This is a genomic window from Streptomyces sp. NPDC015125 (genome assembly GCF_043080045.1).
Classification (GTDB): domain Bacteria; phylum Actinomycetota; class Actinomycetes; order Streptomycetales; family Streptomycetaceae; genus Streptomyces.
Genome location: NZ_JBIBVF010000026.1, coordinates 83,089 through 108,114 on the forward strand (window position 1 = coordinate 83,089; position 25,026 = coordinate 108,114).

Annotated in this window: 19 protein-coding genes and 2 pseudogenes; 10 read left to right on the forward strand and 11 right to left on the reverse strand. The window is 71.7% G+C overall.

What is annotated here, in order from left to right; genetic code table 11:
• Positions 1–93: 93 nt before the first annotated feature.
• On the reverse strand, positions 94–531 hold the full coding sequence (locus tag ACF088_RS35765; protein ID WP_392380074.1) for a subtilase-type protease inhibitor: 438 nt from the start codon (positions 529–531) through the stop codon (positions 94–96).
• 492 nt (positions 532–1,023) lie between these two features.
• On the reverse strand, positions 1,024–1,767 hold the full coding sequence (locus tag ACF088_RS35770) for a TetR/AcrR family transcriptional regulator (protein WP_392380075.1): 744 nt from the start codon (positions 1,765–1,767) through the stop codon (positions 1,024–1,026).
• Positions 1,768–1,875: 108 nt separating this feature from the next.
• On the opposite strand from ACF088_RS35770, the gene ACF088_RS35775 reads away from it, so the two are divergent.
• Positions 1,876–2,646, forward strand: coding sequence for an SDR family NAD(P)-dependent oxidoreductase (locus ACF088_RS35775; RefSeq protein WP_392380076.1), 771 nt, complete (start codon positions 1,876–1,878; stop codon positions 2,644–2,646).
• A gap of 27 nt (positions 2,647–2,673) precedes the next feature.
• Here ACF088_RS35775 and ACF088_RS35780 read toward each other — a convergent pair whose 3' ends face one another.
• Positions 2,674–2,889, reverse strand: a complete 216-nt coding sequence (locus ACF088_RS35780; RefSeq protein ID WP_392380078.1) for a 4-oxalocrotonate tautomerase family protein — start codon at positions 2,887–2,889, stop codon at positions 2,674–2,676.
• 542 nt (positions 2,890–3,431) lie between these two features.
• Between ACF088_RS35780 and ACF088_RS35785 the strand changes: the two genes are divergently transcribed.
• On the forward strand, positions 3,432–4,358 hold the full coding sequence (locus ACF088_RS35785; protein WP_392380080.1) for a phosphotransferase family protein: 927 nt from the start codon (positions 3,432–3,434) through the stop codon (positions 4,356–4,358).
• Between the two features lie 8 nt (positions 4,359–4,366).
• Here ACF088_RS35785 and ACF088_RS35790 read toward each other — a convergent pair.
• Positions 4,367–4,741: pseudogene (locus ACF088_RS35790) on the reverse strand (hypothetical protein); the annotation flags it as partial.
• Between the two features lie 1,338 nt (positions 4,742–6,079).
• On the opposite strand from ACF088_RS35790, the gene ACF088_RS35795 reads away from it, so the two are divergent.
• Positions 6,080–6,265: a hypothetical protein gene (locus ACF088_RS35795; RefSeq protein WP_392380081.1), complete on the forward strand. Its 186-nt coding sequence runs from the start codon at positions 6,080–6,082 to the stop codon at positions 6,263–6,265.
• 981 nt (positions 6,266–7,246) lie between these two features.
• Here ACF088_RS35795 and ACF088_RS35800 read toward each other — a convergent pair.
• Together ACF088_RS35800 and ACF088_RS35805 are read right to left on the reverse strand one after the other, a co-directional pair.
• Positions 7,247–7,570: a nuclear transport factor 2 family protein gene (locus ACF088_RS35800; protein WP_392380082.1), complete on the reverse strand. Its 324-nt coding sequence runs from the start codon at positions 7,568–7,570 to the stop codon at positions 7,247–7,249.
• Positions 7,567–8,602, reverse strand: a pseudogene (locus ACF088_RS35805) (DUF3533 domain-containing protein). Before ACF088_RS35805 ends, ACF088_RS35800 begins: the two are co-directional and overlap by 4 nt.
• A gap of 343 nt (positions 8,603–8,945) precedes the next feature.
• On the opposite strand from ACF088_RS35805, the gene ACF088_RS35810 reads away from it, so the two are divergent.
• Together ACF088_RS35810 and ACF088_RS35815 are read left to right on the forward strand one after the other, a co-directional pair.
• On the forward strand, positions 8,946–12,581 hold the full coding sequence (locus tag ACF088_RS35810; protein ID WP_392380084.1) for a DNA polymerase III subunit alpha: 3,636 nt from the start codon (positions 8,946–8,948) through the stop codon (positions 12,579–12,581).
• Positions 12,578–13,732 carry a helix-hairpin-helix domain-containing protein gene (locus ACF088_RS35815; protein ID WP_392380085.1) on the forward strand — a complete coding sequence of 385 codons (1,155 nt, stop codon included), beginning with the start codon at positions 12,578–12,580 and terminating at the stop codon, positions 13,730–13,732. The genes ACF088_RS35810 and ACF088_RS35815 overlap by 4 nt, the downstream gene beginning before the upstream one ends.
• Before the next feature lie 35 nt (positions 13,733–13,767).
• Here the strand turns inward: ACF088_RS35815 and ACF088_RS35820 are convergent, their stop codons facing one another.
• The gene (locus ACF088_RS35820; protein ID WP_392380086.1) at positions 13,768–14,415 is read right to left on the reverse strand and encodes a pyridoxamine 5'-phosphate oxidase family protein; all 648 of its coding nucleotides are present in this window, start codon (positions 14,413–14,415) and stop codon (positions 13,768–13,770) included.
• Between the two features lie 308 nt (positions 14,416–14,723).
• Between ACF088_RS35820 and ACF088_RS35825 the strand changes: the two genes are divergently transcribed.
• A complete protein-coding gene (locus ACF088_RS35825) occupies positions 14,724–15,626 on the forward strand; it encodes an esterase/lipase family protein (protein ID WP_392380087.1) in 903 nt (300 codons plus the stop codon).
• A gap of 114 nt (positions 15,627–15,740) precedes the next feature.
• Here the strand turns inward: ACF088_RS35825 and ACF088_RS35830 are convergent, their stop codons facing one another.
• From ACF088_RS35830 to ACF088_RS35840, 3 genes are all read right to left on the reverse strand, one after another.
• Complete coding sequence (locus ACF088_RS35830) at positions 15,741–16,328, reverse strand: TetR/AcrR family transcriptional regulator (protein ID WP_392380088.1); 588 nt, start codon at positions 16,326–16,328, stop codon at positions 15,741–15,743.
• Between the two features lie 160 nt (positions 16,329–16,488).
• Positions 16,489–17,532 carry a lytic polysaccharide monooxygenase gene (locus ACF088_RS35835; protein ID WP_392380089.1) on the reverse strand — a complete coding sequence of 348 codons (1,044 nt, stop codon included), beginning with the start codon at positions 17,530–17,532 and terminating at the stop codon, positions 16,489–16,491.
• 305 nt (positions 17,533–17,837) lie between these two features.
• Positions 17,838–20,354: a SpoIIE family protein phosphatase gene (locus ACF088_RS35840; RefSeq protein WP_392380090.1), complete on the reverse strand. Its 2,517-nt coding sequence runs from the start codon at positions 20,352–20,354 to the stop codon at positions 17,838–17,840.
• Positions 20,355–20,549: 195 nt separating this feature from the next.
• Between ACF088_RS35840 and ACF088_RS35845 the strand changes: the two genes are divergently transcribed.
• A complete protein-coding gene (locus tag ACF088_RS35845; protein WP_392380091.1) occupies positions 20,550–21,245 on the forward strand; it encodes a class I SAM-dependent methyltransferase in 696 nt (231 codons plus the stop codon).
• A gap of 27 nt (positions 21,246–21,272) precedes the next feature.
• On the opposite strand, the gene ACF088_RS35850 is transcribed toward ACF088_RS35845, so the two are convergent.
• Positions 21,273–22,202, reverse strand: coding sequence for a GNAT family N-acetyltransferase (locus ACF088_RS35850; RefSeq protein ID WP_392380092.1), 930 nt, complete (start codon positions 22,200–22,202; stop codon positions 21,273–21,275).
• A gap of 454 nt (positions 22,203–22,656) precedes the next feature.
• Between ACF088_RS35850 and ACF088_RS35855 the strand changes: the two genes are divergently transcribed.
• The 3 genes from ACF088_RS35855 (at position 22,657) to ACF088_RS35865 (ending at position 24,888) form a co-directional block, all read left to right on the forward strand.
• Positions 22,657–23,043, forward strand: coding sequence for a GntR family transcriptional regulator (locus ACF088_RS35855; protein WP_392380093.1), 387 nt, complete (start codon positions 22,657–22,659; stop codon positions 23,041–23,043).
• Positions 23,044–23,078: 35 nt separating this feature from the next.
• Entirely contained in the window at positions 23,079–23,855 is a 777-nt protein-coding gene (gene ddaH / locus ACF088_RS35860) for a dimethylargininase (RefSeq protein ID WP_392380094.1), read from the forward strand.
• 70 nt (positions 23,856–23,925) lie between these two features.
• Positions 23,926–24,888, forward strand: a complete 963-nt coding sequence (locus ACF088_RS35865; protein WP_392380095.1) for a pirin family protein — start codon at positions 23,926–23,928, stop codon at positions 24,886–24,888.
• Positions 24,889–25,026 lie beyond the last annotated feature (138 nt).

Below are 25,026 nucleotides of genomic sequence, written 5' to 3' on the forward strand. Positions count from 1 at the left end.
ACCGCCGTCCGGCGCCCGGGGATCCGAAGCAGCTCAGCTCGGTTCAGTCCGGCTCAGCTCGGTTCGGTTCGGTTCAGCTCGATTCAGTTCAGCTCAGAACGCGAAAACCGCGTTGCTGTCGCCGCTCATCGCGCAGGGGTTGGCGAAGGTGTAGCTGTACGAGACCCGCTTGCCCTGCCACACGCCGTCCGCGGTGACCACGAAGGGGTTCCACTCCTTGGTGCACAGGCGGTCCGAGGTGGCGCCGGTTATCGCGTTGAAGTCGCCGGCCACCGCCCGCAGTTGGGTGCAGGCGGCCATCGGGTTCGGGTGGCTGCCCCTGGCCCCGGGCATACAGCTGAGCGTCACGGCGCGCTGCACCGTGGCGGTCGCACGGCTTTCGCCCTGGCCCACCGTCAGCACCAGTTCCGTCGGGGCGTACAGACCACCGGTCCGGGCCGGCTGCGCCGGGGCGGCGGCCTGCGCGGTGGTGGCCAGCGTGCCCAGAACCAGCGCCGCGCCGAGCGCGACCGCCCCAGTGATGTACCGCATGACGAACACTCCCTTGCTCGAAGGTGCAGATACCGGACGGGAGTCTGGCCCAACCGCACCCCGAAAGCATCCTGAGTGCGCATATGGCGATCGCTTTGAGTCATTAGGCGAAAGCTGAGAGTAATGGCGCGAACGTAACCGGAGGCGGTGCGCGGCGCCCGGAGGGAAGGGGGTTCGGCCAGCGGGGATGTGGTGCCGGTCATGCCCCTGGCAACGGCCGCCGGGACCCGGAAGGAAGGAATCCGGCCGCCGACCGGCCGTTCGGGCGGGTTTCGATCTCCGGCGATTGGCCGAAGAGGGGGGCCCGAGGTGCCCTCCGTGCCGCCTGGGGTGCCCGCTGAGGTAAGAACCGGCCACCGGTCGCTCGGCTTACCGGCCCGGGGTCCGGCGTCCTCCGGGGCCCGCCCCCCGCGTGGCCGGCCGAGGTGCCGCCGCCGGGGCCTCGCTGTGCCCCTCCCTCGCGCTACCGGCCCGGGTGTGCCCCTCCCCGTGCTACCGGCCCGAGTGCACCCTGCCCCGGCCCGCTTTCCCGCCGTCCTCCTGCATGTTCTCTCGGGTGTCCTCCCGGAGGTCCTCCCGGGCGTGCGCCCCGTCGAGCTGCGACAGCCCGGCCGTCAGCGCCCGCAGGCACGGCACCACCAGTTCCCCGGGCCCCTGCGGGCCGTCCGGCGCTCCGTCCCCCGCCGCCCACTCCTCCACCGCGACCCGCGTCGCGGTATTCGCGGCGGCCGCGGCCAGCCTTACCTCCAGCGGTCCCGCGCCGGTCAGTCGTGCCAGGAGCGGCACCAGCGCCTCCTCGGCGTCGTGGTGGACCCGGTGCCAGACCGCGCGCAGCGCGGGATCGCCCGGCATCGCCCGCAGCAGCCCGCGGGTCCAGCGCAGCGCCTCCGCGGCCGGTTCGTCGGCGGGGGTCAACGACCGGCGGGCCGACCGCTCCAGCACCTCGCGTACGGGAGGTGCGCCCGGCCCGGCCGGTGCGGCGGCCAGCTCGTCGGTCCACTGCCGCACCCCGTCGGCGAGCAACGGCGCCACCGCGTCCTCCTTGGTGCGGAAGTAGCGGTAGAAGGTGCGCAGCGCGACCCCCGAGGCGCGCGCGATGTCGTCGGCGGTGACGGCGGTGCCGCGCTCGGCGAAGAGCGCCGCCGCGGTGCGGGCGATCTCCAGCTGGGTCTCGGCCTTGCGCCGTTCGGTGAGCGAGGGGCGGGGGAGTGGAGCGGGGCGGGGTGAGGTCGGCATGGCGTCAGCCTACGGAGTTCCGTGCCGCAGTGGCGCGTAGAGCCGAAGTGGCACGGCATGCCATGTGCGCGTACCGTGCCAAGATACTTCGAAGAACGGAGCTGGACCATGAACCGCTTTGACGGCCGCCGCACCCTGATCACCGGAGCCGGCTCGGGCATCGGCCAGGCCACCGTCCACCGGATCCTCGCCGAGGGCGGCCGGGTGGTGGCGGCGGACGTCGACGCGGCGGGTCTGCAGGTCACCGCCGACCGTGCGGCCGCCGAGGGCGCCGCCGGACGGCTGGAGACCACGGTGCTGGACATCGCCGACGAGGCGGCGGTCCGCAGCGCCGTCCCCGCCGCGGTGGCCGGCCTCGGCGGCCTGGACGTCCTGGTCAACGCGGCCGGCATCCTGCGCGCCTCGCACACCCACGAGACCGCCCTGGCCGATTTCCAGCAGGTCATCTCGATCAACCTGACCGGCACGTTCCTGATGATCCGTGAGTCGCTGCCCGCGCTCCTGGAAGGCCGGGCGCCGGTCGTGGTCAACTTCAGCTCCACCTCCGCCTCGTTCGCGCACCCGTACATGTCGGCATACGCGGCGAGCAAGGGCGGCATCCAGTCCATGACGCACGCCATCGCGAGCGAGTACGGCAAGCAGGGACTGCGCGCGGTCTGTGTGGCACCGGGCTCCATCGCCAGCGGCATGACCAGCGGCGGCGTCCCGGGACTGCCCGAGGACGCCGATATGAGCCTGTTCGACAAGCTCACCCCGGCCCTCGGCGAGGGCTTCGCCGGCCCGGAAACCGTCGCGGGGGTCATCGCGATGCTCGCCTCGCAGGACGGCGCGTTCATCACCGGCACGGAGATCCGGATCGACGGCGGAACACATATGTGAGCTGGCCGCCCTCCCCGTCGAGCAGCTCTAGCCGGCCCTCTTGGCCTGAACGTCTTCGGCTGTCATGGCCTTACCGCCGATTGCCCATGCGCCACTGGGCGTCTCGGTGATCACTACATGCGTCACCGGTCGCAGTGCCTCACCTTCGATGGCGATCAACGCCTCGGAGACATCTTCGACCATCTTCTGCTTCTCTTCGGGGGTGAATACCCCTGCGATCACCTTGATGTCGATGAATGGCATCGGATGCCTCCCACGTGATGGTGAGATCCGGCCGTCGTGCCGCTCCGGTTCCAGGGCCGGCCGAATGCGGTGTGGGCCTGGTGTCCACTGAGGGGAAGAGGGGAGCCGGCAATCCGCCTGGCTTCTCGTGGCCTGCCCGAGCGGTGCTCGTAGCCGGCTTCCGGCCCTCGTCCGACTGGCTCGGTTGACCGTCGAGCCGTGACGGCGATGCCAACCGCTGCTTGCGCTGGCACGCTTCTCCCAGTGTCGCAGATCGACTCCGGTGACGTGTGGGAGCGCGGAAGCAGCCACATGCACGGGCCGCTCAAGAGGCGGCCTGGCCGTGAGCGACTGACCGTCGCAGTTGATGTCGGACCCTTCTGGATTGGTGCCCGGCAGGATACGAACCCGCGACACCCGCTTTAGGAGGGTGCTCCGGTGACCACGGCGCTGACCTGAGCTGGGCCCCAGCCTGCAAGATCACCATGCCGACCGTCCGCCGCTGTCCGACCGTGCTCCTGCGATCTGGCACGGATCTGGCACGGCCCGGTACGGTCGGTGGCATGATCTCGGACCCCGGCAAGAGTCCAGACACACTCCGGGAGTTCAGGGCGGAGGGTGTGGAGGCCGTGCTCCGCGAAGCATGTGCAGAGGCCCGGATCGATGCGTCCGGGGCGGAGCTGCTGCGACTCGGATCGAACGCCGTCTACCGACTGTCGTCCGTCCCGGTGATCGTTCGCATCGCACGTGATTTGGATGCAGCAACGGAGATGGCGCGGGCTGTCCAGGTAGCCCGCTGGCTTGAGTCGCAGGACTACCCGGCAACGAGAGTGCTGCCCCGCGTGCGTCAGCCGCTGTCGGCCGGCGGCAGGGTCGTCACGTTCTGGGAGAGCGCCCAGGACCGCGAAGAGTACGCGACGGTGACCGAGCTGGCAGATCTGCTGCGGCGGCTGCACTGGCTTGAGGAGCCGGAGTCGTTGCGTCTGCCGTACTTCGATCCGTTCGCCAAGGTGTGGTCCTCGTTCGAGGCACTCGACGGTGTCTCGGCGGACGACGCGGCGTTCCTGGAGCAGCGGGCTCGGCGACTGGGCAAGGAGTACGACCGGCTGGACTTCGTGCTGCCGTACGGCCTGATCCACGGCGACGCCAACATCGGCAACGTGCTGCGGGACCGCAGCGGCCAAGCCATCATGATCGACCTGGACGGCTTCTGCCTGGCACCGCGGGAGTGGGATCTGATCCTCACGGCGATCTACTACGACCGTTTCGGCTGGCATGGCCGGAGTGATTACGAGGGCTTTGTTCACCACTACGGATTCGACATCATGAACTGGCCCGGCTACTCGGTGCTTGCCGATGTCCGTGAGCTGATGATGGTGCTGTGGATGGGCCAGCAGGTCGGCAGCAGTGAGAAGTCTGCCGCCGAGTTCAGCCGCCGGATGCATGCGCTCCGTACCGGGGGCAGCCGCCGGGACTGGAGCCCCTTCTGACCTGACGGCTAAGAAGCCGTCAGCGCTTGCCCGCTTGCGATCCACAAACGGTGTTCCGCGGCCTGCTCATGGAACTCGCGGACGGCCGCGGCAGGCCCTGACACCGCGAGGTGTTGGCGGAACTCGGCAAGGTAGGCGACGCATCGGGCGGACCTGAGCTGTTCCCCGAGATCAAGGGCGTCCAGGGCGACGTTGCAAGCTTCCTCGGCGTCGCCGGCATGGAGGTGGGCGTCGGCCAGGACCATGGTGGCGAAGAAATCGCTGCGGACGTGGCTGCCGCTCATGGCGTTTTCCGCGTGGGAGACGGCCTGACGAGCGCTGCGCACGTCGCGGAAACAGTGGGCGGCCTCCGCCGCCAGTTCGGCAGCGTCGAAGTAGGGCAGCCCGGACGAGCCGAAGAGTATGTGGAAGCCGTGTGGGCCTTGATAGCTCACCTGTCGGAGAAACTTCTTGCCTTGGGTCTTGTCGGGGATCTTGGTGACCTGTGCTTTCCATGCTCAGGAGCGGTGGGCCTGGGCGCCCGGTGGTCATCCTTGGCCGTTGTCGAGCGACCTCGGACGGCCCATAGACGGCCCAGGGAGCTACGTCATGTGCGTCTACTTATGGCGTTACGCAGTGCCTCGAACCAGCTCATCAAGAGCCACCGCAGTCGCCACAACCGCCCTCTTCGCCTTCCTCGTGGTCCCGGCACCGGACGCGTCGGCCTACGCGGAGGTCGGGAAGCAGCGGAGACAAGTGAGCTGTGGCCTCGCCGACCTCCACCACCATGCAGATGGCAGTAGCCGTTCCATCCGGCCGGATTTCCGCATGCTCGCCCCTGCCGTGTCACACCAGCACAACGCCCCATGAGCGGAGTGTGACAGAGCTTGCGCAGACAGAAAGGGCGACTGAGGCATCCACTCGCGAGAGCTGCGAAATCCACCGCACGGAGCCATCACCTTGGGAACGGGGCGATCGACCGCCAATCGGTGCCCTGACCTGCCGGGATGCCACAGAAGCGCCATATTGCGCTGCCCCGTTGCGCACCCGCATTCCCCATGAGGGTTTACCGGTCCTTCGGGCACGCAGCGGGCACGACGGCCCATCGTTGCGAGCTACCGGCGAGGCGGTCACTGAGGTCTGCTCGGCTGGTAGCCAGTGGTCCTGTGGCCGGTGCCGGTCAGCTGGGATCGCCGTGGTTGCTGTACTTCGCTGCTGTACAGCCGGAGCCCAACAGCCGTGCCAAAAGGCGCATCGGCCGGCTTCGATCGCAGCCCTAACCAACACGACTGTTGAGGGTAGAGAGCGGCGAGGCGATTTCGTGTGCTGTCACTGCACGCCCCTTGACGGCCCCAAGGGCGGCCCGAAGTCGCTTCGTCGCACCTGGTGTCACTGCCGAGTCTTAGGCTGCTGACAGTCATGGGACGCGGCGAACGGTGAGGGGCACGCAGTTGGAGTCATGGCTTACGCCACTCCTGGGGGGCATCGGTGTTGTGGCGGCTGCCGCAGCGGGACCGTTGGTCACAGGCATTGTGCAGAACCGTCGCGATGCTCGACTCATCGCCGACCTCGAACGTAACTGGGAGTTGCTAGACAAGCTGAGAGCTGGGCCTCCGGATCAGTGGACTCACGAGATTGCTCAGCTGGACGTCCTGGTCAGGAGCCAGCTTGGGGCAGTCGCGTCCAGGCAAACCCGATACGTGGCGCATCGACGGAACTGGGCGAGTTTGGGTGCCGTGTGCATGATCGTGGTGATCGCATTTCCGCTGCTCTGGTTGCTGGTTCTTCCAGGTGTCTGGTGGTCATGGTCCCTGTTCATCGTCTTGCTGGTCCTTGTGGTGTGCCTCTGCATCATCGGCCTACAGCAGACGTTCAACCCGCCAGATGAACCTGCCCCGGAACGCTCTGCGACTGGTGGTCAGAGCTGAGTCGGTGGGCCCCGATGGGTGAGTCAAACGCTGAGCAACCTTGAACTGTCGTGGCGGCAACGTCACCGTGGGTTCAAATCCCACAGCCTCCCCAGGTGAACGGCCCTTGACCGGGGAATCTGGTCGGGGGCCGGCCCCGTTCTGCGTCCCTGGCAGTGCCCGGGATTCCCCGTGGTTTACCGACCGGTGGGGCACGGACGGGGCACAGTCCGAGGGATATCACGGAAGGGCACCACTCACCGACAGAGTCACTGGCTGCCGAAGGACAGATCGACGCCGCTCTCCAGTTCTTCACGTGTCTTGGTTAGTTCCGCACGGTTCCCGATGCGGAGCCCATATTGAGTCGCTCCGCCAGGGACCCCGTGCACTTCCAGCGGCCAGGTACAGCTGTTGCCGACAACCTTGCCCGCAGTGCCAGCCTTGAGGCGGCCTTGTGCAAGCTGGTTACCCGACGGATCGAACACCCTGACAGGCGTCCCCGGCCGAAGGTCCGTGAAGGCATCGCTACCCACACAGCCTTCGTCCGCCTGGCTGCCGACCCAAGAACCGAACACCGTTACTGTGCCGGTGGCTTCGAAAGGAGGGCCGGACGGGCGGCTGTTGTCCCCAGCGCTGACCCACCAAAAGCACCCGACCGCTCCGGCTCCTAGGACTGCGCCCGCTACGACGCACACTGCATAGGTCCATGGTCGAGCAGCAGACCGGCTTCCTTCGACTGCTGTCTCCACGTTGGGCCCCCTCCACCGCCGATAAGTCTGCTTGGAGCATCGCAGGGTGGCGCCGATGATCTGGCCGTCTAGCTGAGCCGTGGTGAGATCGTGACCGCCGACGGTGGAGAAGGTGAGAGGAGCGCCCACGACGGGCTGAGCCACATCGCGGCAGCAGGTGGCTTCCTGAAACGAGGCGCCGCGCCCTTCCCTTGTACCGGCGAGGCCCCTACGTCCTGTCGGGAACCCGGGCCCCTAAGCCCCCCGCCCGACCTCAAGCCTGCCCCGTTTCGAACCGGCTGACCTTTCCGTCGTCCACCGTGAACTGCCAGCGGGTGCGCATCTCGCCCCAGGTGTCGTTGCGGTAGTCGGCCACGAGGGACAGGCCCTGATGCGACTCGGACTGTACGTCCATGTGCCCTCGGGTGGTGAAGATCTCCCGTTCGCACCACTCGCGCAGATCCCGGTCGGAGCCGTCGTCGGACATGGTGGCGTCGGGGGTGAGGGCGGCGAAGAACGCCTGCTCGTCATTGCCGTTGAGGGCCGTGACCAGGGCACGTACCGCGGGGTGGGACAGCCGGTTGGCGGAGATGGTCATGAGGGGGTCTCGCCCTTCTTGCGGAAGATCGACAGTGCCAGGGTGATCAAGGTGCCGCCCACCGCCCAGGCGGACAGCACCAGGAGCGGGCAGGTGACCGCGTTGCCGCGGAAGTAGGCAAGGGAGCGTGCGGCCCAGGTGCCCGCCCCCGGGGGGGAGGGCGGGGCCGAGGGCGCGCCAGAACGGGGGCAGCATCGGATAGGGGTAGGCGCCGCCGGCGCTCGGGTTGCCGAGGATGACGATCAGCAGGATCGCCAGGCCGATGCCGATGATGCCCAGCAGGGCCTGGCAGGCCAGGGTGGTGGCGCCCACCGCGAAGACGACCAGGGCGCCCAGCCCCCACAGCCCGAAGAAGGCGCCGGGCAGGGCGCTGAGGACGGGGCCGACGATGATCGCTCCGGCCAGTCCGGCGGCGAGCGCGTACAGGGCGAGCGCGGCCAGCCGGATGACTGCCCGGTGCCCGTTGGAGGGGCGCGCCCCGGCGCTGATCGCGAGGATCGCGGCGCACAGATAGCCGCCGACGCACCAGCCGATGACCAGGTAGAAGGACGACAGGCTGCGGCTGTCGCCAGGAGCCGCCGGGATCACATCCACCGTGCGTACGGTGCGGCGCTCGGCCTTCTCCGCCGAGCGGACGACCAGCTCGACCGCCTGGGCGAGGGAGGCGCCGCCGCCACTGGCCACCAGCAGCCGGTCGGTGCGGCCGCGCGGGGCGACGAGCAGTGCGCCATCGATCGTCCGGTCCGCGAGCTGCTGTCGCGCGGCCCGCTCGGAGGGCACCGCGCGCGGGTTCAGGGGGGAGCCAGGCAGCCGGTCCAGTTTGCTCACCAGTTGCGCGCTGACCTGCGCGGGGGCGACGACGGCGAGTGGCACACCGGTCGGCTTGGGGTGGTGGAAGGCGCCGGTGTACGAGGTGATGAAGGCGATCATCAGCCCCAGCACGCCGAGCACCAGCAGCGAGGCATGGGGCGTCACCGCGCTCCTCACCTCCCTGAGGAAGGTGGTGCGGGGGGCGTCGTCCGTCGTGGCCATGCGGTTGCTCCTCGCCACACTTCCGGCTGCCGGTCCGGGCTGATGGTGCTTTGGCGCTCTGACGCTTTGGTGCTTTGGTGCTTTGGTGATGTGGGTGCTTTGGGTGTTACTGATGCTTTTGCTCAGCCATCTTCCGGTGGGGGGTGGGGGCGTGCAGATCGGGTGGGGCTGATCGGCGGAGGGGGAGGACGGGGGACGGGGGACGGAGGGCGGAGGGCGGGAGGCGGCCCTCGGGGAGCATCTTCGTACTAATGTTCGATGGGCGGGTTATGGTGGAGGGGAGGAACGAGGGACACGAGGGATACAAGGTCAGCCGGGGGCGGGTGAGGTGCAGGAGGTGCGGATGTCCGGGTTCACGCATCTGCACACCGCTTCGGGGTTCTCCCTGCGCTATGGCGCCTCCCATCCGGAGCGGCTCGCCGAGCGCGCCGCCGAACGCGGGATGGATGCCCTCGCACTGACCGACCGGGACGGGCTCTCCGGGGCCGTACGGTTCGCCAAGGCCGCCGCCGAGGCCGGAATCCGCCCGGTGTTCGGCGCCGAACTCGCCGTGGCGGAGCGCGAGGCGGAGCGCGGGGCGGGCCCCGTCGGCGCCGCTACCACGCGCCGCCGCACCCCGGTGCGCGGCGGCGCCTTCCTCGACGAGTCCGCCGCCCGTGCCGTCTTCCTGGCCCGCGACGGAGCGGCCGGCTGGGCCGCTCTGTGCCGGCTGGTCTCCGCCGCCCACGCCGGCCGGGCCGAGCGGCCCGTCCTCCCGTGGCGCGCCCTGGAATCCGCCGCGGACGGACTGACCGTGCTGCTCGGGCCGGACTCCGAGGTAGGCCGGGCGCTGGCCGCGGGCCGCCCGGACCGCGCCGCCCGGCTCCTCGCTCCCTGGCGGGAGCTGTACGGCGAGGCGCTGTGCCTGGAGGTCGTCGACCACGGGCGGTCCGGCAGCGGCCCCGGCTCCCCGCGGCTGGCCGCCCGCACCCTCGGCTTCGCCGTCGACCAGGGCGTCCGCGCCGTCCTGACCAACGCGGTCCGCTATGCCGACCCCGGCCAGGGGCCAGTCGCCGACGTCCTGGACTCCGCCCGCCGCCTGGTGCCGGTGGACCGGCACCGGCCCGAGGCCCGGGACAGCGGCGAGCGCTGGCTCAAGGACGCCGCCACGATGCGCCACACCGCCGAGCGGATCGCCGAGGCGGCCGGATTCCGGCGCGGGCCGGCCCACCGGCTGCTCACCATGACCGAGGAGACCGCCGGCGCGTGCCTGGTCGATCCGCAGGACGACATCGGGCTCGGCCGGGTCCACTTCCCCGAGCCCCGGCTGGTCGGGGCCGGCCACCGCACCGCTGCCCGGGTGCTGCGCTCGCGCTGCGCCGCCGGGATGGTGCTGCGCGGCTACGACCGCGACCGCGAGCGGTGGGCGCGGCTGCACGACGAGCTGCGCACGATCGAACGGCTCGGCTACCCCTCGTACTTCCTGACGGTTGCCCAAGTGGTGGACGACATAAGGGAGATGGGCATCCGGGTCGCGGCCCGCGGGTCCGGCGCCGGGTCCCTGGTCAACCACCTCCTCGGCATCGCCCACGCCGACCCGGTCGAGCACGGGCTGCTGATGGAGCGCTTCTTGTCCGAGCGCCGGGCGGCGCTGCCGGATATCGATATCGACGTCGAGTCCGCCCGCCGGCTGGAGGCCTACCGCGCGATCTTCGACCGCTTCGGCGCGGAGCGGGTCGCCACGCTCTCGATGCCCGAGACCTACCGCGTACGGCACGCCGTACGGGATGTGGGCGCCGCCCTGGGCATGGACCCGGCGCAGGTGGACCGCCTTGCCAAGGCCTTCCCGCACATCCGCGCCCGCGACGCACGGGCGGCGCTGGCCGAGCTGCCGGAGCTGCGCGGGGTCCGGGAAGCCGGCGACGAGCGATTGTGGCAGCTGGTCGAGGCGCTGGACGCGCTGCCGCGCGGGATCGCCATGCACCCGTGCGGGGTGCTGCTCTCCGACGCCACGCTGCTGGACCGTACGCCCACCGTGCCCACCAGCGGCGAAGGCTTCGCCATGTCCCAGTTCGACAAGGAGGACGTGGAGGACCTCGGGCTGCTCAAGCTCGATGTGCTGGGCGTGCGGATGCAGTCCGCGATGGCCCATGCGGTCGCCGAGATCGGCCGGGCCACCGGGCGCCGGATCGACCTCGACGACCCCGCGCAGGTGCCGCCCGGCGACGACGCGACCTACGAACTGATCCGCTCGACCGAGACGCTCGGCTGCTTCCAGATCGAGTCGCCGGGCCAGCGCGACCTGGTCGGCAGGCTGCAGCCCGCCACCTTCCACGATCTGGTCGTCGACATCTCCCTCTTCCGGCCGGGGCCGGTCGCCGCCGATATGGTGCGGCCCTTCATCGAGGCCCGGCACGGCCGCAAGCCGGTCCGCTATCCGCACCCCGACCTGGCGGAACCGCTCCGCGAGACCTACGGGGTGGTGGTGTTCCACGAGCAGATCATCGAGCTGCTGCGGATCATGACGGGCTGCGCACGGGACGAGGCGGACGAGAAGCGGCGCGCCCTGTCGCACCCCGAGCTGCAGGGCCGGCTCCGCGCCTGGTTCGCCCGGTGCGCCGAGCGGCGCGGCTATCCGCCCGACGTCGTCGCGCGCACCTGGGAGATCGTCGAGGCCTTCGGCTCGTACGGCTTCTGCAAGGCGCATGCGGTGGCCTTCGCGGTGCCCACCTACCAGTCCGCCTGGCTCAAGGCGCACCACCCCGCGGCCTTTTACGCCGGGCTGCTCACCCACGACCCCGGGATGTATCCGAAGCGGCTGCTGCTCGCGGATGCGCGGCGGCGCGGGGTGCCGGTGCTGCCGCTGGATGTGAACCGGTCGGCGGTCGCTCACCGGATCGAACTGGTGTCCGGTTCCGGTGGTGGCGAACCCCGCTCCGGTGCGGTCTGGGGTCTGCGGCTCGCGCTCTGTGATGTGCACGGCATGAGCGAGGCCGAGGCGCGGCGGATCGCGGCCGGGCAGCCCTACCACTCCCTCCAGGACCTGTGGCAGCGGGCCAGGCCGAGCCGCCCGGTGGCCGAACGCCTCGCCCGGGTGGGCGCGTTGGACGCCTTCGGCGCGAACCGGCGGGATCTGCTGCTGTACCTCGCCGAGCTGCACCACCACGGGCGGCAGGCGTCCGGTGGTCAGTTGACGCTGCCGTCCGGGGCCCTGGACGGCGCGGGCGCGGAGCGGGCGGCGCCGGCCGATCAGGTCGAGCCGGCGGGGCTGCCCGACCTCGGCGACATCGAACGGCTCAGCGCCGAGCTGGGCGCCCTCGGTATGGACACCTCCCGCCATCTGATGGCCGACCACCGGGAGTTCCTCGCCGAGCTGGGCGCGCTGCCGGCCCGGCTGCTGCGCAGCGCCCGGCACGGCGAGACGGTGCTGGTCGCCGGGGCCAAGGCGGCCACCCAGACGCCGCCGATCCGCTCCGGCCGCCGGGTCATCTTCACCACGCTCGACGACAGCACGGGACTGGTCGACTGCGCCTTCTTCGACGATCCCCCAGGCCCTGGGGGCCTGGGAGGTACCCCCACCCCCCTTGCGGCGTGCGCGCACACGGTCTTCCACTCCTGGCTGCTGTTGGTGCGCGGTACGGTCCAGCGGCGCGGCCCACGCAGCCTCAGCGTGGTCGGCGCCGCCGCCTGGAACCTCGCCGAGCTGGCCGAACTCCGCCGTGAGGGCGGCCTGGAGGCGGTCGCCGCCCGCCTCGCGTCGGGGCCGGAGGAGGCGGACGAGCCGGCGGCCGGGGCGGACCACGGGCCGGCCGGGGCGGGCAAGGGGCCGGGGGAGGGGTCCGAGGCGGACCGGGAACCCGCGCCGCCCGCCGCCCCGGGCCGCACCATCCGGCTGGAGACCGGCTATGAGCTGCACCCGTGGGCCGACCTCCAGCCCGCGGGCGAACGCGCCGCCACCGGACGCAAGTTGTGGCACTCCAGCCCGGGGAGCGCGGGATGACCCCCGCGCCGAGGCCGCCCGCCGCACCGCCGAGGCCGCCCGCCGCACCGCCGGAGCCGCCCGCCGCGCCGCCGGAGCCGTCCGGCACCCCGCGGCGGCCGGGCATGCTCCACATACGCTTCCGGGCCGCCGACGACACCCCCGTGAGCGCCGGGGTGTTCGAGCAACTGCTGCGGCTCCTGGCGCAGTTCACTCCGGTGATCGAGGCGCTGCCACCGGACGCCGCGCTGGCGGATGTGCGCGGTGCGCTGCGCTACTTCGACCGGGACGCGGCGGGCATCGCCGAGCTGGTGCGGCTGCGCGCGCTGGCCTGGCACGGCGTACGGTGCACGATCGGGATCGGCGTCAACCCGCTGCTCGCCCGGATGGCGGCCCAGGCGGCGGCAGCCGGGGAGATCCGGGCCGTCCCCGGGGACACCGAGGCCGTCGCCGCCTTCCTCGACCGCCGGCCTGCCTCGGCGCTGCACGGCGTCGGCCCGGCGACCGCGCGCGCCCTGTGCGCGTACGGGCTCGACAGCGTCGGCCGGATCGCCGCCGCACCGCCCGCGACCCTGCAGCGGATCCTCGGCGCGAAGACCGGCCGCATGGTGTACGAGCGGGCCCGCGGCATCGACCCGACGCCGGTGACGCCCAACGCCGCGGCCCGCTCGATGGGTGCGGAACACCGCTTCGTCCACGACGAACTGGACCCGGCCAGGCGCCGCCGGGCACTGCTCTCGCTCGCCGACGACCTCGGTGCCCGGATGCGCGCGAGCGGGCAGGTGGCCCGCGCGCTCACCCTCACCGTCCGCTACGCCGACCGCTCCACCACGACCCGCACCCGGCGGCTGGACGGGCCGACCGCGCACGGGCCCGCGCTGACCGGGGCGGCCTACGCGCTGCACGGCGCGCTCGGGCTGCAGCGGGCGCGGGTACGGTCCGTGGCGCTGCGCGCGGAGGATCTGTGCCGTGCCGAACTCGCCGCGCGGCAGCTGACCTTCGACCCGTCCGACGACAAGGCGCACCGCATCGAGGCGGCCGTCGACCGGGCCAGGGCGCGCTTCGGTGCCGGGAGCGTACGCCCCGCGGCGACGCTCGGCCCGCACGGCCGTACGCCCCCGCCCCCGCCCCCGGGCATCAAGCCCCTCGGCCCCGGGGCCGTCCGCCCGTAGGGGCTGTCTCCCCGAGGGCGTGTGCCCCCGGTGCCTCAGCCGTAGAGCTTCTTTGCATACTCCGGGCCATAGTGCTGCTCCAGTTCCTCCAGCGGCATGTCCTGGAGCTCGACGCCCTTGACGATCCGGGCCCGCGAGGGCAGGGCGTCCGGCTGCCAGGTCTCCGGGTTCCACAGCTCCGAGCGCAGGAACGCCTTGGAGCAGTGGTAGAAGACCTCCTCGACCTCCACCAGCAGCGCCAGTCGCGGGCGGTTGCCCTTCACCGTCAGCTCGTCGAAGAACGGGGCGTCGCGCAGCAGCCGGGCGCGGCCGTTGATCCGCAGGGTGTCACCGCGCCCCGGGACGAAGTAGTCCAGCCCGACATGCGGGTTGCCGAGGATGTTCACCATGCCGTCCAGGCGCTTGTTGCCGGGGCGGTCCGGGATCACCAGGGTGGTGTCGTCCAGAACATGGGTGAAGCCCGCCGGGTCGCCCTTGGGGGAGACATCGCACCGGCCCTGCGCATCCGCGGTGGCGATCACGCAGAACGGCGAGCGGGCCAGCCACCGGCGGTCCAGGTCGTGCAGCCGACGGCGGGTCTTGTTCGCCGCATGGGAGCTGGGCTCGCCGATCAGCTCGCGCAGCTCCCCCTCCGACGAAACCTCCACGATGCCGGTCAGATCCGCTGTCGCCGCCGTCCCCATCGGTGCCCCCTCATGTCATGTCACTGGTCAAGGCGTTCGACTGTACGGGACGGCTCCGGTGTACAGGGCGGCTCCGGCCCCTGGCCGGCCGCGACGCGCGGAACCGGGTACAGGCACACCCCCGGCGCTCTGTGCCCGGACGTCCGGTGAGGGTCGTGTGTGGCTTCCTTCACCGTCACGCCGCTGGCACTTCGTGCTTACCCAGCCGTAACTTACTTGCCAGTCAACTGCGTTGGCCCTTGCGATCCGGATCGCGTGAACGGCTCACCGAGCACTTCGGAGTCCCCTCACCCCGCAAGGAGCATCGTATGAAGCTGCGCTGGTCAAGAACGCTCACTCTCCTTCCCGCCCTCGCGCTGGCCCTCGGTCTCACCGCCGCCGCGCCCGCCGCAGCCCACCCGTCGCCCGCCACCACCCCGGCCGGAGACGCGGCGCGCCGCCCCTCTCATTCCACCGTCCGCAGCGGCTGGAACAACTACTCCTGCAAGCCCTCCGCCGACCACCCGCGGCCGGTCGTCCTGGTGCACGGCACCCTGGGCAACGCCATCGACAACTGGCTCGGCCTCGCGCCCTATCTGGTGGCCCGGGGCTACTGCGTCTTCTCCCTGGATTACGGGCAGCTGCCCGGCGTCCCGTTCTTCCACGGGCTGGGGCCGATCGATGCCTCCGCCCGGCAGCTCGCCGACTATGTCGACCGGGTGCTGGCCGCCACCGGCACCTCGAAGGTCGACCTCGTCGGTCACTCGCAGGGCGGCATGATGCCGCGGGTGTACATGAAGTTCCACGGTGGTGTGGGCAAGGTGAACGCGCTGGTCGGGCTGGCTCCCGACAACCACGGCACCGACCTGGACGGGCTGACCCGCCTGCTGCCCTATTTCCCCGGTGCCAAGCAGTACCTCGACAAGCTGACCCCGGGACTGTCCGACCAGATCGTCGGCTCGGACGTCCTCAACCGCCTCAACGCGGGCGGCGACACCGTCCCCGGAGTGCACTACACCGTGATCGCGACCAAGTACGACGAGGTCGTCACCCCCTATCGGACGCAGTTCCTCAACGGCCCCGATGTGCGCAACGTCGTGCTCCAGGACCTGTGTGCCGTCGATATCTCCGAGCATGTGGCCATCGGGCTCGCCGACCGCCTCGCCTTCCACGAGACGGCCAACGCCCTCGATCCGGCGCACGCCACCCCGACCACCTGCGTGTCGGGCTGACCGGGAGCCGGTCCGGCCCACCGCCCGTGCGCGGTGGGCCGCTGCCGTCAGCCGCCCCGTACGGGTGGTGGGCCGCTGGTGCCGGTCGGGCCGTACGGGGGGTGGGCCGCTGTGTCAGTCGCCCGCCAGCAGGGCGTCGGTGCACTGTTCCGCCAGGTCCTCGGCGTGCGCGGGCAGCGGGCACCCGCCGTGCAGATGGCGGCGCACCAGCGACAGCGGGAGATCGATGACGGCGAGTGTCACCCGGTCCAGGCCCGGTCTGCCGTGCAACCCCAGCGCCCCTGCGAGCGCCGCCATGGCCGCCCGCACCTGGATGTTCCCCTCCTCGGCGCGGAGCAGATGCTCGTCGGACCAGTCGTCCCACCCGAAGTCATGTTCCCCGTACAGGAGCAGCGAGGCCTTCGCCGGGTGGGTGCGGCTCCACGCCACGATGTGCCGGGCGGCCGCCCGGCCCCCGGCGCGCGGGTCCTCCGACGATTCAAGGGCCTCGAAGTAGCCCTCCTGGAAGTCCTCGACGGTGCGCAGCCACACCTCCGCGAGCAGCGCCGAGCGGCCGGCGAAGCGGTGGTAGAGCGAGCCGCTGGGAGCGCCGACGGCCGCCGCGACCGCGGACATGGTGACGCCCGACGGCCCGGACTCGGCTGCCAGCCGTACGGCGGCGTCGAGGAGCTGCGGGGTAGCGAAGCGGGAGGGCCTGGCCATGTTCTAGAGGGTACTCTCCACTATATTGGAGATGCCCCTCCAGAACGAGGGGGCAGCCCGGCGCAGGGCGACGCCGCACCCCCCGAGGCGAAGGAGGGGGCGGCGTCGTTTCCCGGCCGGCCGGTCGGCCGTGGTGCGGTCGTCAGGCGCGGTGCGGTCGTCAGCCGCGGTGCCGGGCGGCCCTGCGGCGGGTGGTGGCGAACAGCACCCCGGCGCCCATGGCCAGGACGGCGGCGCCGCCGATGGCCATCGGGGCGGTGGAGCCGTCACCACCGGTCTCCGCCAGCTGCTGCCCGCCGGCCGGCCTGCCGCCGCCCCGGGCCTGCGGGGCATTGCCGCCGGTCTTCGAACTGCCGCCCGGCGCCGGGGCATCGGCGCCCGCCGGGGTGCCGGCATCGGTAAGGGCGCCGGCATCGGTATGGGTGCCGGCATCGGTATGGGTGCCGGTGCCGCTCCCTTCGTGGTCGTGCCCGCTCATGTCCATCGAGGACTTGCCGGCGCCCGCCGCGAGCTGGCGGGCGGTCGGCGCCGAGGCGGTCGGCGCGGGCTGCGCCGCCACCTGGCCGCCGCCCTTGCCGAAGACGACGTCCGAGCAGGTGTAGAACGCCTCCGGGCTGTCCGACCGCTGCCAGATGCTGTAGATCAGATGGCGCCCGGACCGGGCCGGCACCTTCCCGGTGAAGACGTACTCCCCGTTGGTCAGCTTCGGGTCGGTGACCTTCGCGAACGGCTTCGACTCCAGGTCGGACCACTTCAACGGCTTGGCGGGGTCGTAGCTGCTCTTGGTGAGGTACAGCTCGAACGACCCCTTGTGGGGCGCGGTGGCCTTGTAGTGGAAGGTGTGGCTGCCCGCCCGCATCCTGGAGGAGGGCCAGTCGGCGCGGGGCAGGTCCAGGCCCTTGTACTCGGGACCGTTGGCGCTGCACAGCTTGCCGTCCGGGATACGGGCCTTGGACCGGCCGCCCGCGTCGCCGTCCCGTACGCCGTTCCAGTCGTAGAGCGCCTGGGTGCCGCCGGCCCGCACGGCCGCCTTGCACGCCGCGGACTTCGGGCTCTCCGGCCCCTCCGCGAAGCACGCCGACACCCGGCTGACCGGGTCCGTCATCGAACCGTGCGCGGCGGCCGGGCTCGCGGTGAGCACGGTGAGCGCGAGCGGGCCGATACCGGCCAGCGCGATCCCGGTGGCCTTGCGACGAGCGGTCATCGTGGGGGTCTCCTTCATCCGTTGCCTCGGGCGGGGCACGAGGCGGCACAGCGGTGGGGGGTCGGGACACGGGCCCGGCGCCGTCCCCCGGTGAGCGGCGCCGACGGCCCGCAGCGCCGCCTTACGAGAAGCACGCTAGCCCCGCTGAACAGCGGATTTGCCCCTGGAGAGCGGTTCCTGAGGATCTTTATGGCGGGCTTAAGGAGACGCTAAGCGGGGCCTCAGGCAGGCGGGGAGGAAACGGGAATCCGAGGAAATGGGCATCCGAGGAAACGGGCATCCGGCGCCGGGTGGTCCGTGCGCTCTCAGTGGCCCTCGGCGCCCGTGAAGTCCGCCTCGTCGTCGAGGTCTTCGAGGAGAGTGCCGAGGTCGGCCGGCGGGGCGGTCCCGGTGGTGGGGCCGAGCGGCAATTCGGCCCAGATGATCTTTCCTTGGGCGGTGTAGCGGGTGCCCCACCGCTGGGCGTAGCGGGCGATGAGGAACAGTCCGCGGCCCCCCTCGTCGGTGGTCCGCGCATGGCGCAGGTGCGGGGTGGTGCTGCTGGCGTCCGAGACCTCGCAGATCAGTTCCCCCGCGCGGATCATCCGCAGGCCGATCGGCCCGGAAGCGTGCCGGATGGCATTGGTGACCAGTTCACTGACGATCAGCTCGGTGGAGAAGCCGAGTTCCTCCAGACCCCATTCCCGCAGCCGTCGGGCCGCGGTCCTGCGGGCCTCGCCGACCGCGGACGGGTCGGCGGGGATCTCCCAGGTGGCCAGCCGGGTCCGGGGCAGGGCCCGGGTACGTGCCAGCAGCAGCGCCACATCGTCGACCGGCCGCCCGCCCGGCAGACCGCCGATCACCGTCTCGCAGATCTCCTCCAGCGGAGCCTGCGGATCGGCCAGCGCATCACGCAGCCTGGTGATCCCCCCGTCGAGATCGAGGGCCTTCCCCAGCAGCAGTCCGTTGGTGTAAAGGGCCAGCAGACTCCCTTCCCGCAACGGCAGTTCGACGGATTCGAAGGGCATACCGCCCAGCCCCAGCGGCGGGCCGGTCGGTAGATCCAGCAGCCGGCCGGTGCCGTCGGGACCGACGAGCAGCGGTGCGGGGTGGCCGGCGCGGGCCAGCGTGCAGCGGCAGCTGACGGGGTCGTAGACCGCGTACAGACAGGTGGCTCCGATGACTCCGTCGTCGGCGTTCGCGTCGTGGGCGACCCGGTTGAGCATGTCGTCCAGATGCGCCAGCACCTCTTCCGGGGACAGATCCAGGTCCGCGAGCGCCTGCACCGCGGCGCGCAGCCGCCCCATCGTGGCCGCGGCATGCACCCCGTGACCGACCACGTCACCGACCACCAGCGCGACCCGGGCCCCGGACAGCGGGATCACATCGAACCAGTCGCCGCCGACCCCGCTGAGCGAATCGGCCGGCAGATAGCGGTAGGCGGCCTCCACCGCGCACTGCTCGGGCAGATCGTGTGGCAGCAGGCTGTGCTGGAGGGTGAGGGCCGCGGTGTGCTCACGGGTGTACCGGCGGGCGTTGTCGATGGATATCGCCGCGCGGGTGACGAATTCCTCGGCGAGCACCAGGTCGTCGGGCTGGAAAGGTCCGGTGGCCTGCCAGCGGGCGAACGAGGCCGCTCCCAGGAAGACGCCCCGCGCCCGCAGCGGCACCACCATCAGCGAGTGGAAGCCCAGAGCCCGCAGCTCCGCCGCCCGGACCGGGTCCTCGGCCGACCGGTCACCGTCGGCGAGGTCCAGCGTCTGGAGCAACGTGGAATTGCCCTCGGTGAGGCTCAGAACGACGGGCGCCGACGGGGGATAGGCGACCGGCTCCCCGATGGCGACCACCGCCTCGGGGCAGCCCGCACGGACGGACTGCGCTCCCGCCCGGCGCATGGTCAGCAGATCCGCCGCATCCAGCGGGCCGGGCGCCGTCTCCTCCGCGGTGAGCAGCGCATCGAGCAGATCGACGGTGACGAAGTCGGCGAGGTCCGGCACCGCCGCATCGGCGAGTTCCTGTGCGGTCTGCCAGACGTCCAGTGAGCTGCCGATGCGTTCACCTGCCTTGTTCAGCAGCGCCATCCGCTGCCGGGCCCGGTAACTTTCCGTGACATCGAGGACCATGTAGCAGATGCCGAGCACCTGCCCTGCCTCGTCCTCCAGCCGGAAGAACGACGTGGAGTAGGCATGCTCGCGCTGTGGATCGGACTGCGGGCGCCCCAGGTATTCGTAGCCGACCGAGGGGGTGCCGGTACGCAGCACCCGGCGCATCTCCGCCTCGATGGCCTCCACGGCCAGGCCCGGCTGCACCTCCGCCAGGCGCTTCCCGAGGCGCTGCTCGCGGCTGGTACCGCCCATCCGCTCCAGGGCGTCGTTCAGCCAGATGAACTGCAGATCGGCGTTCACCATGGCCACACCGATCGGCGACATGCCGAGAATGCCCTCCAGGAACGACCGGCTCGCCCCTGACCACGGCGTCCGTGTCATCTCAGCGGCAAGGACCAGACGCGAGAAGCCCTTTTGGGCATCCATGACCGGCAGCACGCGGAACTCCAGGTCGAGTCGGTGCCCGTCCTTGTGGCGTACGGTCTCCAGCCCGCTCCAGCCGTCCGCCGACGCCAGCCGGGACTCCCATCTGCTGTCCTGCTCCGAGCCGGCGCCCACCCTGGCGAAAAGGTCCGCCAGCGGCCGGCCGACGGCCTCGGACACCGGATAGCCCAGAAGCCGCTCGGCGCCCTCGGTCCAGCCCTGCGCCACCCCTGCGCGATCGGCCATCACCACGGCCGTCCGTGTGAGGTCGAAGACCCCGTCTCCGGAGAGACGGCTGCTCTGGGAGGCACTCATCTGACCGGTCCAATGCCGGTCCCACCATGCGGCAGACGCTCTGTCCGGGGCGGCGCCGCCGCATTCGACCGGCCCCTACAACGGTACTCCCTCACCCTGTGCGGGCGCTCTTCCCGGCGCCCGGTGCAGGGCGTCCCGGGCCCGGCCGAAACGCGTCCACCCGCCGTTGTCAGTGGTCCCTGGCACCATCGGCGTATGAGTACCGACGCGCCCGCCGACCCGGCTCCTCAGCCCTCCGCCGAACTCCCCAACCCCCTTGCCGGCCAGGGGGAATCGGCCCTGCCGACCGCCGACGCCGCCTACTGGGAAGGGGCTGCCGCCTCCTTCGACGACGAGCCGGACCACGGCCTTCGCGACCCCGCCGTCCGCTCCGCCTGGGCCGCCCGGCTGCGCTCCTGGCTCCCGTCCGCGCCCGCCACCGTCCTCGACCTGGGATGCGGCACGGGAAGCCTGGCCCTGCTCGCCGCCGAGCAGGGCCACCGGGTCACGGGCGTCGACCGCTCACCGCGCATGATCGCGCAGGCCCGTGGCAAGCTCGCGGGCCACGACGCCGCTTTTCTGGTCGGGGACGCCGCCGAACCAGCCGTGGGGGAACGGCGGTTCGATGTCGTCCTGGTGCGCCATCTCCTGTGGGCGCTGCCCGACCCTTCGGCCGCCCTGTGCCGCTGGGCCGGGCTGCTCGCTCCCGGCGGCCGGCTGGTGCTGGTCGAGGGCCGCTGGGGCGAGGCGGCGCAGATCGGTATCCCGGCCGGCGAACTCACCGCCCTGGTCGAGCCGTTGGCGGCACACACCCGCGTCGAGGACCTCTCGCACGATCCGGTGCTGTGGGGCAAGGAGGTGGCCGACGAGCGGTATGCGCTGATCGCCGAGCTCCCGCGCCGGCACAGGTGAAGCGGGTGAGCGGCGGGTCAGGGCGCGTCAGTCCCCCGCCCTGTCCCGCACATACCGCCACCTCGCGGCGAACGGCCGGTAGCCGAGGGCGTGGTTGACGGCGAGCATGGGGGCGTTGCCGGCGTCGTTGTGGGTGAAGGCCTCGGCGCAGCCCGCGTCGTGGGCGCGGTGGAGGGAGAAGGTCTTGGCCAGCCGGGCCAGGCCCCGGCCGCGGAAGGCTTGGCGGGTGCCGGTCATGGCGGAGGAGTAGCGGGTGTCACCATCCGTTGCGGCCAGGGCGAAGGAGGCGATCTCCCCGTCCACGGTCACCACCGAGGTCAGGTCCAGATCGAGATGGGGGTGTTCCCAGATGTGCAGCAGCCAGTCCTCGTAGGCCATGGCGTCGAGGGTCACCTCGCCCGGTTCGTCGGCGGTGACCTCGGTATCCGCGGCATACAGCAGGCGCGGGTCGGCCTCGAAGTCCGCGCCGGTGTGCAGCCGGACGCCGGAGGGCAGTGCGGAGGGGAGTGGTGGCAGGCCGCCGGCCGTGAGGTCGAGGCGCAGGTGGTGGGCCGGGCGGGTACGGCGGTAGCCGTGGCGTTGTGCGAAGGCCGCTGTGCCGGGCTCGTCGGCCGCCCAGACGAAGAGCCGGTCGGCACCGGCCGCGAAGAGGTGTTCCTCGGCCGAGGTCAGCAGGGCATGACCGATACCCCGGCCGCGGTGTCCGGGATGGACCTGAAGGGTCACGGTGGCCTGGCCGGGGATATCGGCGTCGTGCAGCAACCCGGCCTGGACCGCGCCGACGATCCTGCCGTCCAGCTGCGCGACGAACAGCCGCAGACACTGCGCCGCGGGGGCCGTGGTGACCTCCCAGGCGATGCCCTGGGGGGTGGACAGCCGGTGGGGCAGAACGGCCCGCCGCAGGTCGGCGACGGCCTTGGCATCGGCGGGGCGGTAGTCGCGCACGGTAGGTGTCATGACGGCGGACGGTACGCGCCGGTGCGCCGTCGCGCCGCTCCTTTTCCCGCGCACGGGGTGTCCGCACGGGGCGCCCGCACGCTGTGCCTGCACGGGGTGCCATGTGCCGCGGCTCTTCCGCATGGTGATGCGTGCCGGGATCGTTCCGGAGCCCCGCCGAAGGACGCAGTGGCTCCCGCAGTGGCTCCCGCGGCAGCGCCCTCGTCCCTCGGTGGCTCCCCGGATCGGTGCCATCACCGACCGGTGTCACCCCCCGATCGGTGTCACCCCCCGACCGATGACACCCCCCGAGGGGTGACACCTTCCCGCACGGTGCGCACTCCTGACGCACAATGGATGCGACAAAACCGCGCACCGACGGGTACGAGCACCTCACGTATCCCGGGGCCGAGGCCCCAGGGGTACGGGCCGCCACGCATCCGCCCGCCCCACCGACCGCACCAGGAGCGCCACCGTGTCCCCGCAGACCTTGACCCTCACCATCGATCCGGCGGCGGCCGCCGCGCCGTTCGAGCAGGTACGCACCCAGATCGCGGACCAGGCCAGGGACGGTGGCCTCCCGGTCGGCTACAAGCTCCCCACCGTCCGCGGCCTGGCCGAAGACCTCGGCCTGGCCGCCAACACCGTCGCCAAGGCCTACCGTGCCCTGGAGACCGACGGCGTGATCGAGACCCGGGGCCGCAACGGCAGCTTCATCGCGGCGGCCGGCGAGGCCGCGGACAAGGAAGCCGCCGCTGCCGCCGAGAGCTACGCCCACCGCGTCCGGCGCCTCGGCCTGGACCACCGTGCCGCCCTCGCCGCCGTCGAGAACGCCCTGCGCGCCACCTACCCCGACGCCTGAGCGCGGCCACCGCGCTCACGTCCGAAAGGATCCGCATGCCCAGCAAGCACGCGCTCGTCCGCCGTCCCGGCCCCCGCCTCGCCGAGGGCCTGGTCACCCATATCGAACGGCATCCGGTCGACCCCGTGCTCGCCCTGCGCCAGTGGGAAGCCTATGTCCAGGTGCTGCGCGACCACGGCTGGCACACCGTCGAGACCGGCCCCGCCGACGACTGCCCCGATGCGGTCTTCGTCGAGGACACCATGGTGATGTTCCGCAATGTGGCGCTGCTCGCCCGCCCCGGCGCCGGCGTCCGCAGGGCCGAGGTGCCCGGCGCCCGCGCGGCCGTGGAGGCGCTCGGCTGCTCCGTCAACGAGATCCGGGAGCCCGGAACACTGGACGGCGGTGACGTCCTGAAGGTCGGCGACACCCTCTACGTCGGCCGCGGCGGCCGCACCAACGCCGAGGGCATACGCCAACTCCGCGCCGTCTTCGAGCCGTTGGGCGCCCGCGTGGTCGCCGTACCGGTGAGCCGGGTGCTGCACCTCAAATCCGCCGTGACCGCACTCCCGGACGGCACCGTCATCGGTCATCCGCCCCTGGTCGACGACCCCGCCGCGTTCACCCGTTTCCTGCCCGTCCCCGAGGAATCCGGCGCCCATGTCGTGCTGCTCGGCGGCGGCGCACTGCTGATGGCCGCCTCCGCGCCCAGGAGCGCGGAGCTCTTCGCCGACCTGGGGTATCGGCCGGCCGTCGTGGACATCAGCGAGTTCGAGAAGCTGGAGGGGTGTGTGACCTGCCTGTCCGTACGGCTGCGCGAGCTGTATGCATGACGGGGCATCACCCCCGGGCAGCTCGTGTGCCTGCCCGGGCCGTGCCCCCGGCCGTGCCTATCGTGGCGCCATGAGCAACCTCGAACTCAGACCCGCGCCCCATCCGTGCGGCGGCAACGGCCGTACGGGCCCGGTCCGCGACGTCCAGCCCGGCAAGCAGGTACCCCTCGGGGAGAGCACCGTCGTCCGCAGACTGCTGCCGAACCTCGGCCGGCGGATGGTCGGCGCCTGGTGCTTCGTCGACCACTACGGTCCCGACGACATCGCCGGTGAGCCCGGGATGCAGGTGCCACCGCACCCGCACATGGGCCTGCAGACCGTCAGCTGGCTGCGCGAGGGCGAGGTGCTGCACCGCGACAGCCTCGGCAGCCTGCAGACCGTACGGCCGAGGGAGCTGGGCCTGATGACCTCGGGCCGGGCCATCGCCCACTCCGAGGAGTCACCGCCCGGCCACGGCCGCATCCTGCACGGCGCCCAGCTGTGGGTGGCCCTGCCCGGCGAACACCGCGACACCGCCCCGGCCTTCGAGCACCACACCGAGCTGCCGGTGATCACCGGCGGTGGCGGACTGTCCGCCACCGTCATCCTGGGCGAGCTGGCCGGCGCCACCTCACCGGGCACCACCTACTCCCCGCTGGCCGGCGCCGACCTCGCTCTCGCCGCCGGCACGGACGCCCGCCTGCCGGTCGACCCCGACTTCGAGTACGCGGCGCTGGCCATCTCCGGCGAGAGCGAGGTCGACGGGGTGCGCCTCGCCCCCGGCGCCCTCCTCTACCTCGGTTGCGGACGCAGCGAACTGCCCCTGCGGGCCGACTCCGACAGCAGCCTGATGCTGCTCGGCGGCGAGCCGTTCGAGGAGAAGATCCTCATGTGGTGGAACTTCGTGGGGCGCTCGCAGGAGGACATCGAGGAGGCCCGCGACGCCTGGACGACGGGCTCCCGCTTCGGTGAGGTGCACGGCTACGACGGGGAGCGGCTGGTTGCGCCGGAACTTCCCCCGGTGGCCCTGAAACCGCGGGGGCGGGTGCGCTGACCTTGTGTGATGTGCCTTGAGTCGATCGGCTGAGTGCGGCCACTTCCACCTGGCGCGTGCCGATCCGGGGGACTGGCCGCGCGTCCGAGTGGCCGCGCCGGGGGTCCGCCGCGGGAAGCGGAGATCTCCCCTGGCGGG

What these genes read in the sequence shown, in the direction of transcription:
- ACF088_RS35765 (WP_392380074.1), bottom strand. Translation starts at nt 531, where the DNA reads ATGCGGTACATCACTGGGGCGGTCGCGCTCGGCGCGGCGCTGGTTCTG.
- ACF088_RS35770 (WP_392380075.1), bottom strand. Translation starts at nt 1,767, where the DNA reads ATGCCGACCTCACCCCGCCCCGCTCCACTCCCCCGCCCCTCGCTCACC.
- ACF088_RS35775 (WP_392380076.1), top strand. Translation starts at nt 1,876, where the DNA reads ATGAACCGCTTTGACGGCCGCCGCACCCTGATCACCGGAGCCGGCTCG.
- ACF088_RS35780 (WP_392380078.1), bottom strand. Translation starts at nt 2,889, where the DNA reads ATGCCATTCATCGACATCAAGGTGATCGCAGGGGTATTCACCCCCGAA.
- ACF088_RS35785 (WP_392380080.1), top strand. Translation starts at nt 3,432, where the DNA reads ATGATCTCGGACCCCGGCAAGAGTCCAGACACACTCCGGGAGTTCAGG.
- ACF088_RS35795 (WP_392380081.1), top strand. Translation starts at nt 6,080, where the DNA reads ATGATCGTGGTGATCGCATTTCCGCTGCTCTGGTTGCTGGTTCTTCCA.
- ACF088_RS35800 (WP_392380082.1), bottom strand. Translation starts at nt 7,570, where the DNA reads ATGACCATCTCCGCCAACCGGCTGTCCCACCCCGCGGTACGTGCCCTG.
- ACF088_RS35810 (WP_392380084.1), top strand. Translation starts at nt 8,946, where the DNA reads ATGTCCGGGTTCACGCATCTGCACACCGCTTCGGGGTTCTCCCTGCGC.
- ACF088_RS35815 (WP_392380085.1), top strand. Translation starts at nt 12,578, where the DNA reads ATGACCCCCGCGCCGAGGCCGCCCGCCGCACCGCCGAGGCCGCCCGCC.
- ACF088_RS35820 (WP_392380086.1), bottom strand. Translation starts at nt 14,415, where the DNA reads ATGGGGACGGCGGCGACAGCGGATCTGACCGGCATCGTGGAGGTTTCG.
- ACF088_RS35825 (WP_392380087.1), top strand. Translation starts at nt 14,724, where the DNA reads ATGAAGCTGCGCTGGTCAAGAACGCTCACTCTCCTTCCCGCCCTCGCG.
- ACF088_RS35830 (WP_392380088.1), bottom strand. Translation starts at nt 16,328, where the DNA reads ATGGCCAGGCCCTCCCGCTTCGCTACCCCGCAGCTCCTCGACGCCGCC.
- ACF088_RS35835 (WP_392380089.1), bottom strand. Translation starts at nt 17,532, where the DNA reads ATGACCGCTCGTCGCAAGGCCACCGGGATCGCGCTGGCCGGTATCGGC.
- ACF088_RS35840 (WP_392380090.1), bottom strand. Translation starts at nt 20,354, where the DNA reads ATGAGTGCCTCCCAGAGCAGCCGTCTCTCCGGAGACGGGGTCTTCGAC.
- ACF088_RS35845 (WP_392380091.1), top strand. Translation starts at nt 20,550, where the DNA reads ATGAGTACCGACGCGCCCGCCGACCCGGCTCCTCAGCCCTCCGCCGAA.
- ACF088_RS35850 (WP_392380092.1), bottom strand. Translation starts at nt 22,202, where the DNA reads ATGACACCTACCGTGCGCGACTACCGCCCCGCCGATGCCAAGGCCGTC.
- ddaH (WP_392380094.1), top strand. Translation starts at nt 23,079, where the DNA reads ATGCCCAGCAAGCACGCGCTCGTCCGCCGTCCCGGCCCCCGCCTCGCC.
- ACF088_RS35865 (WP_392380095.1), top strand. Translation starts at nt 23,926, where the DNA reads ATGAGCAACCTCGAACTCAGACCCGCGCCCCATCCGTGCGGCGGCAAC.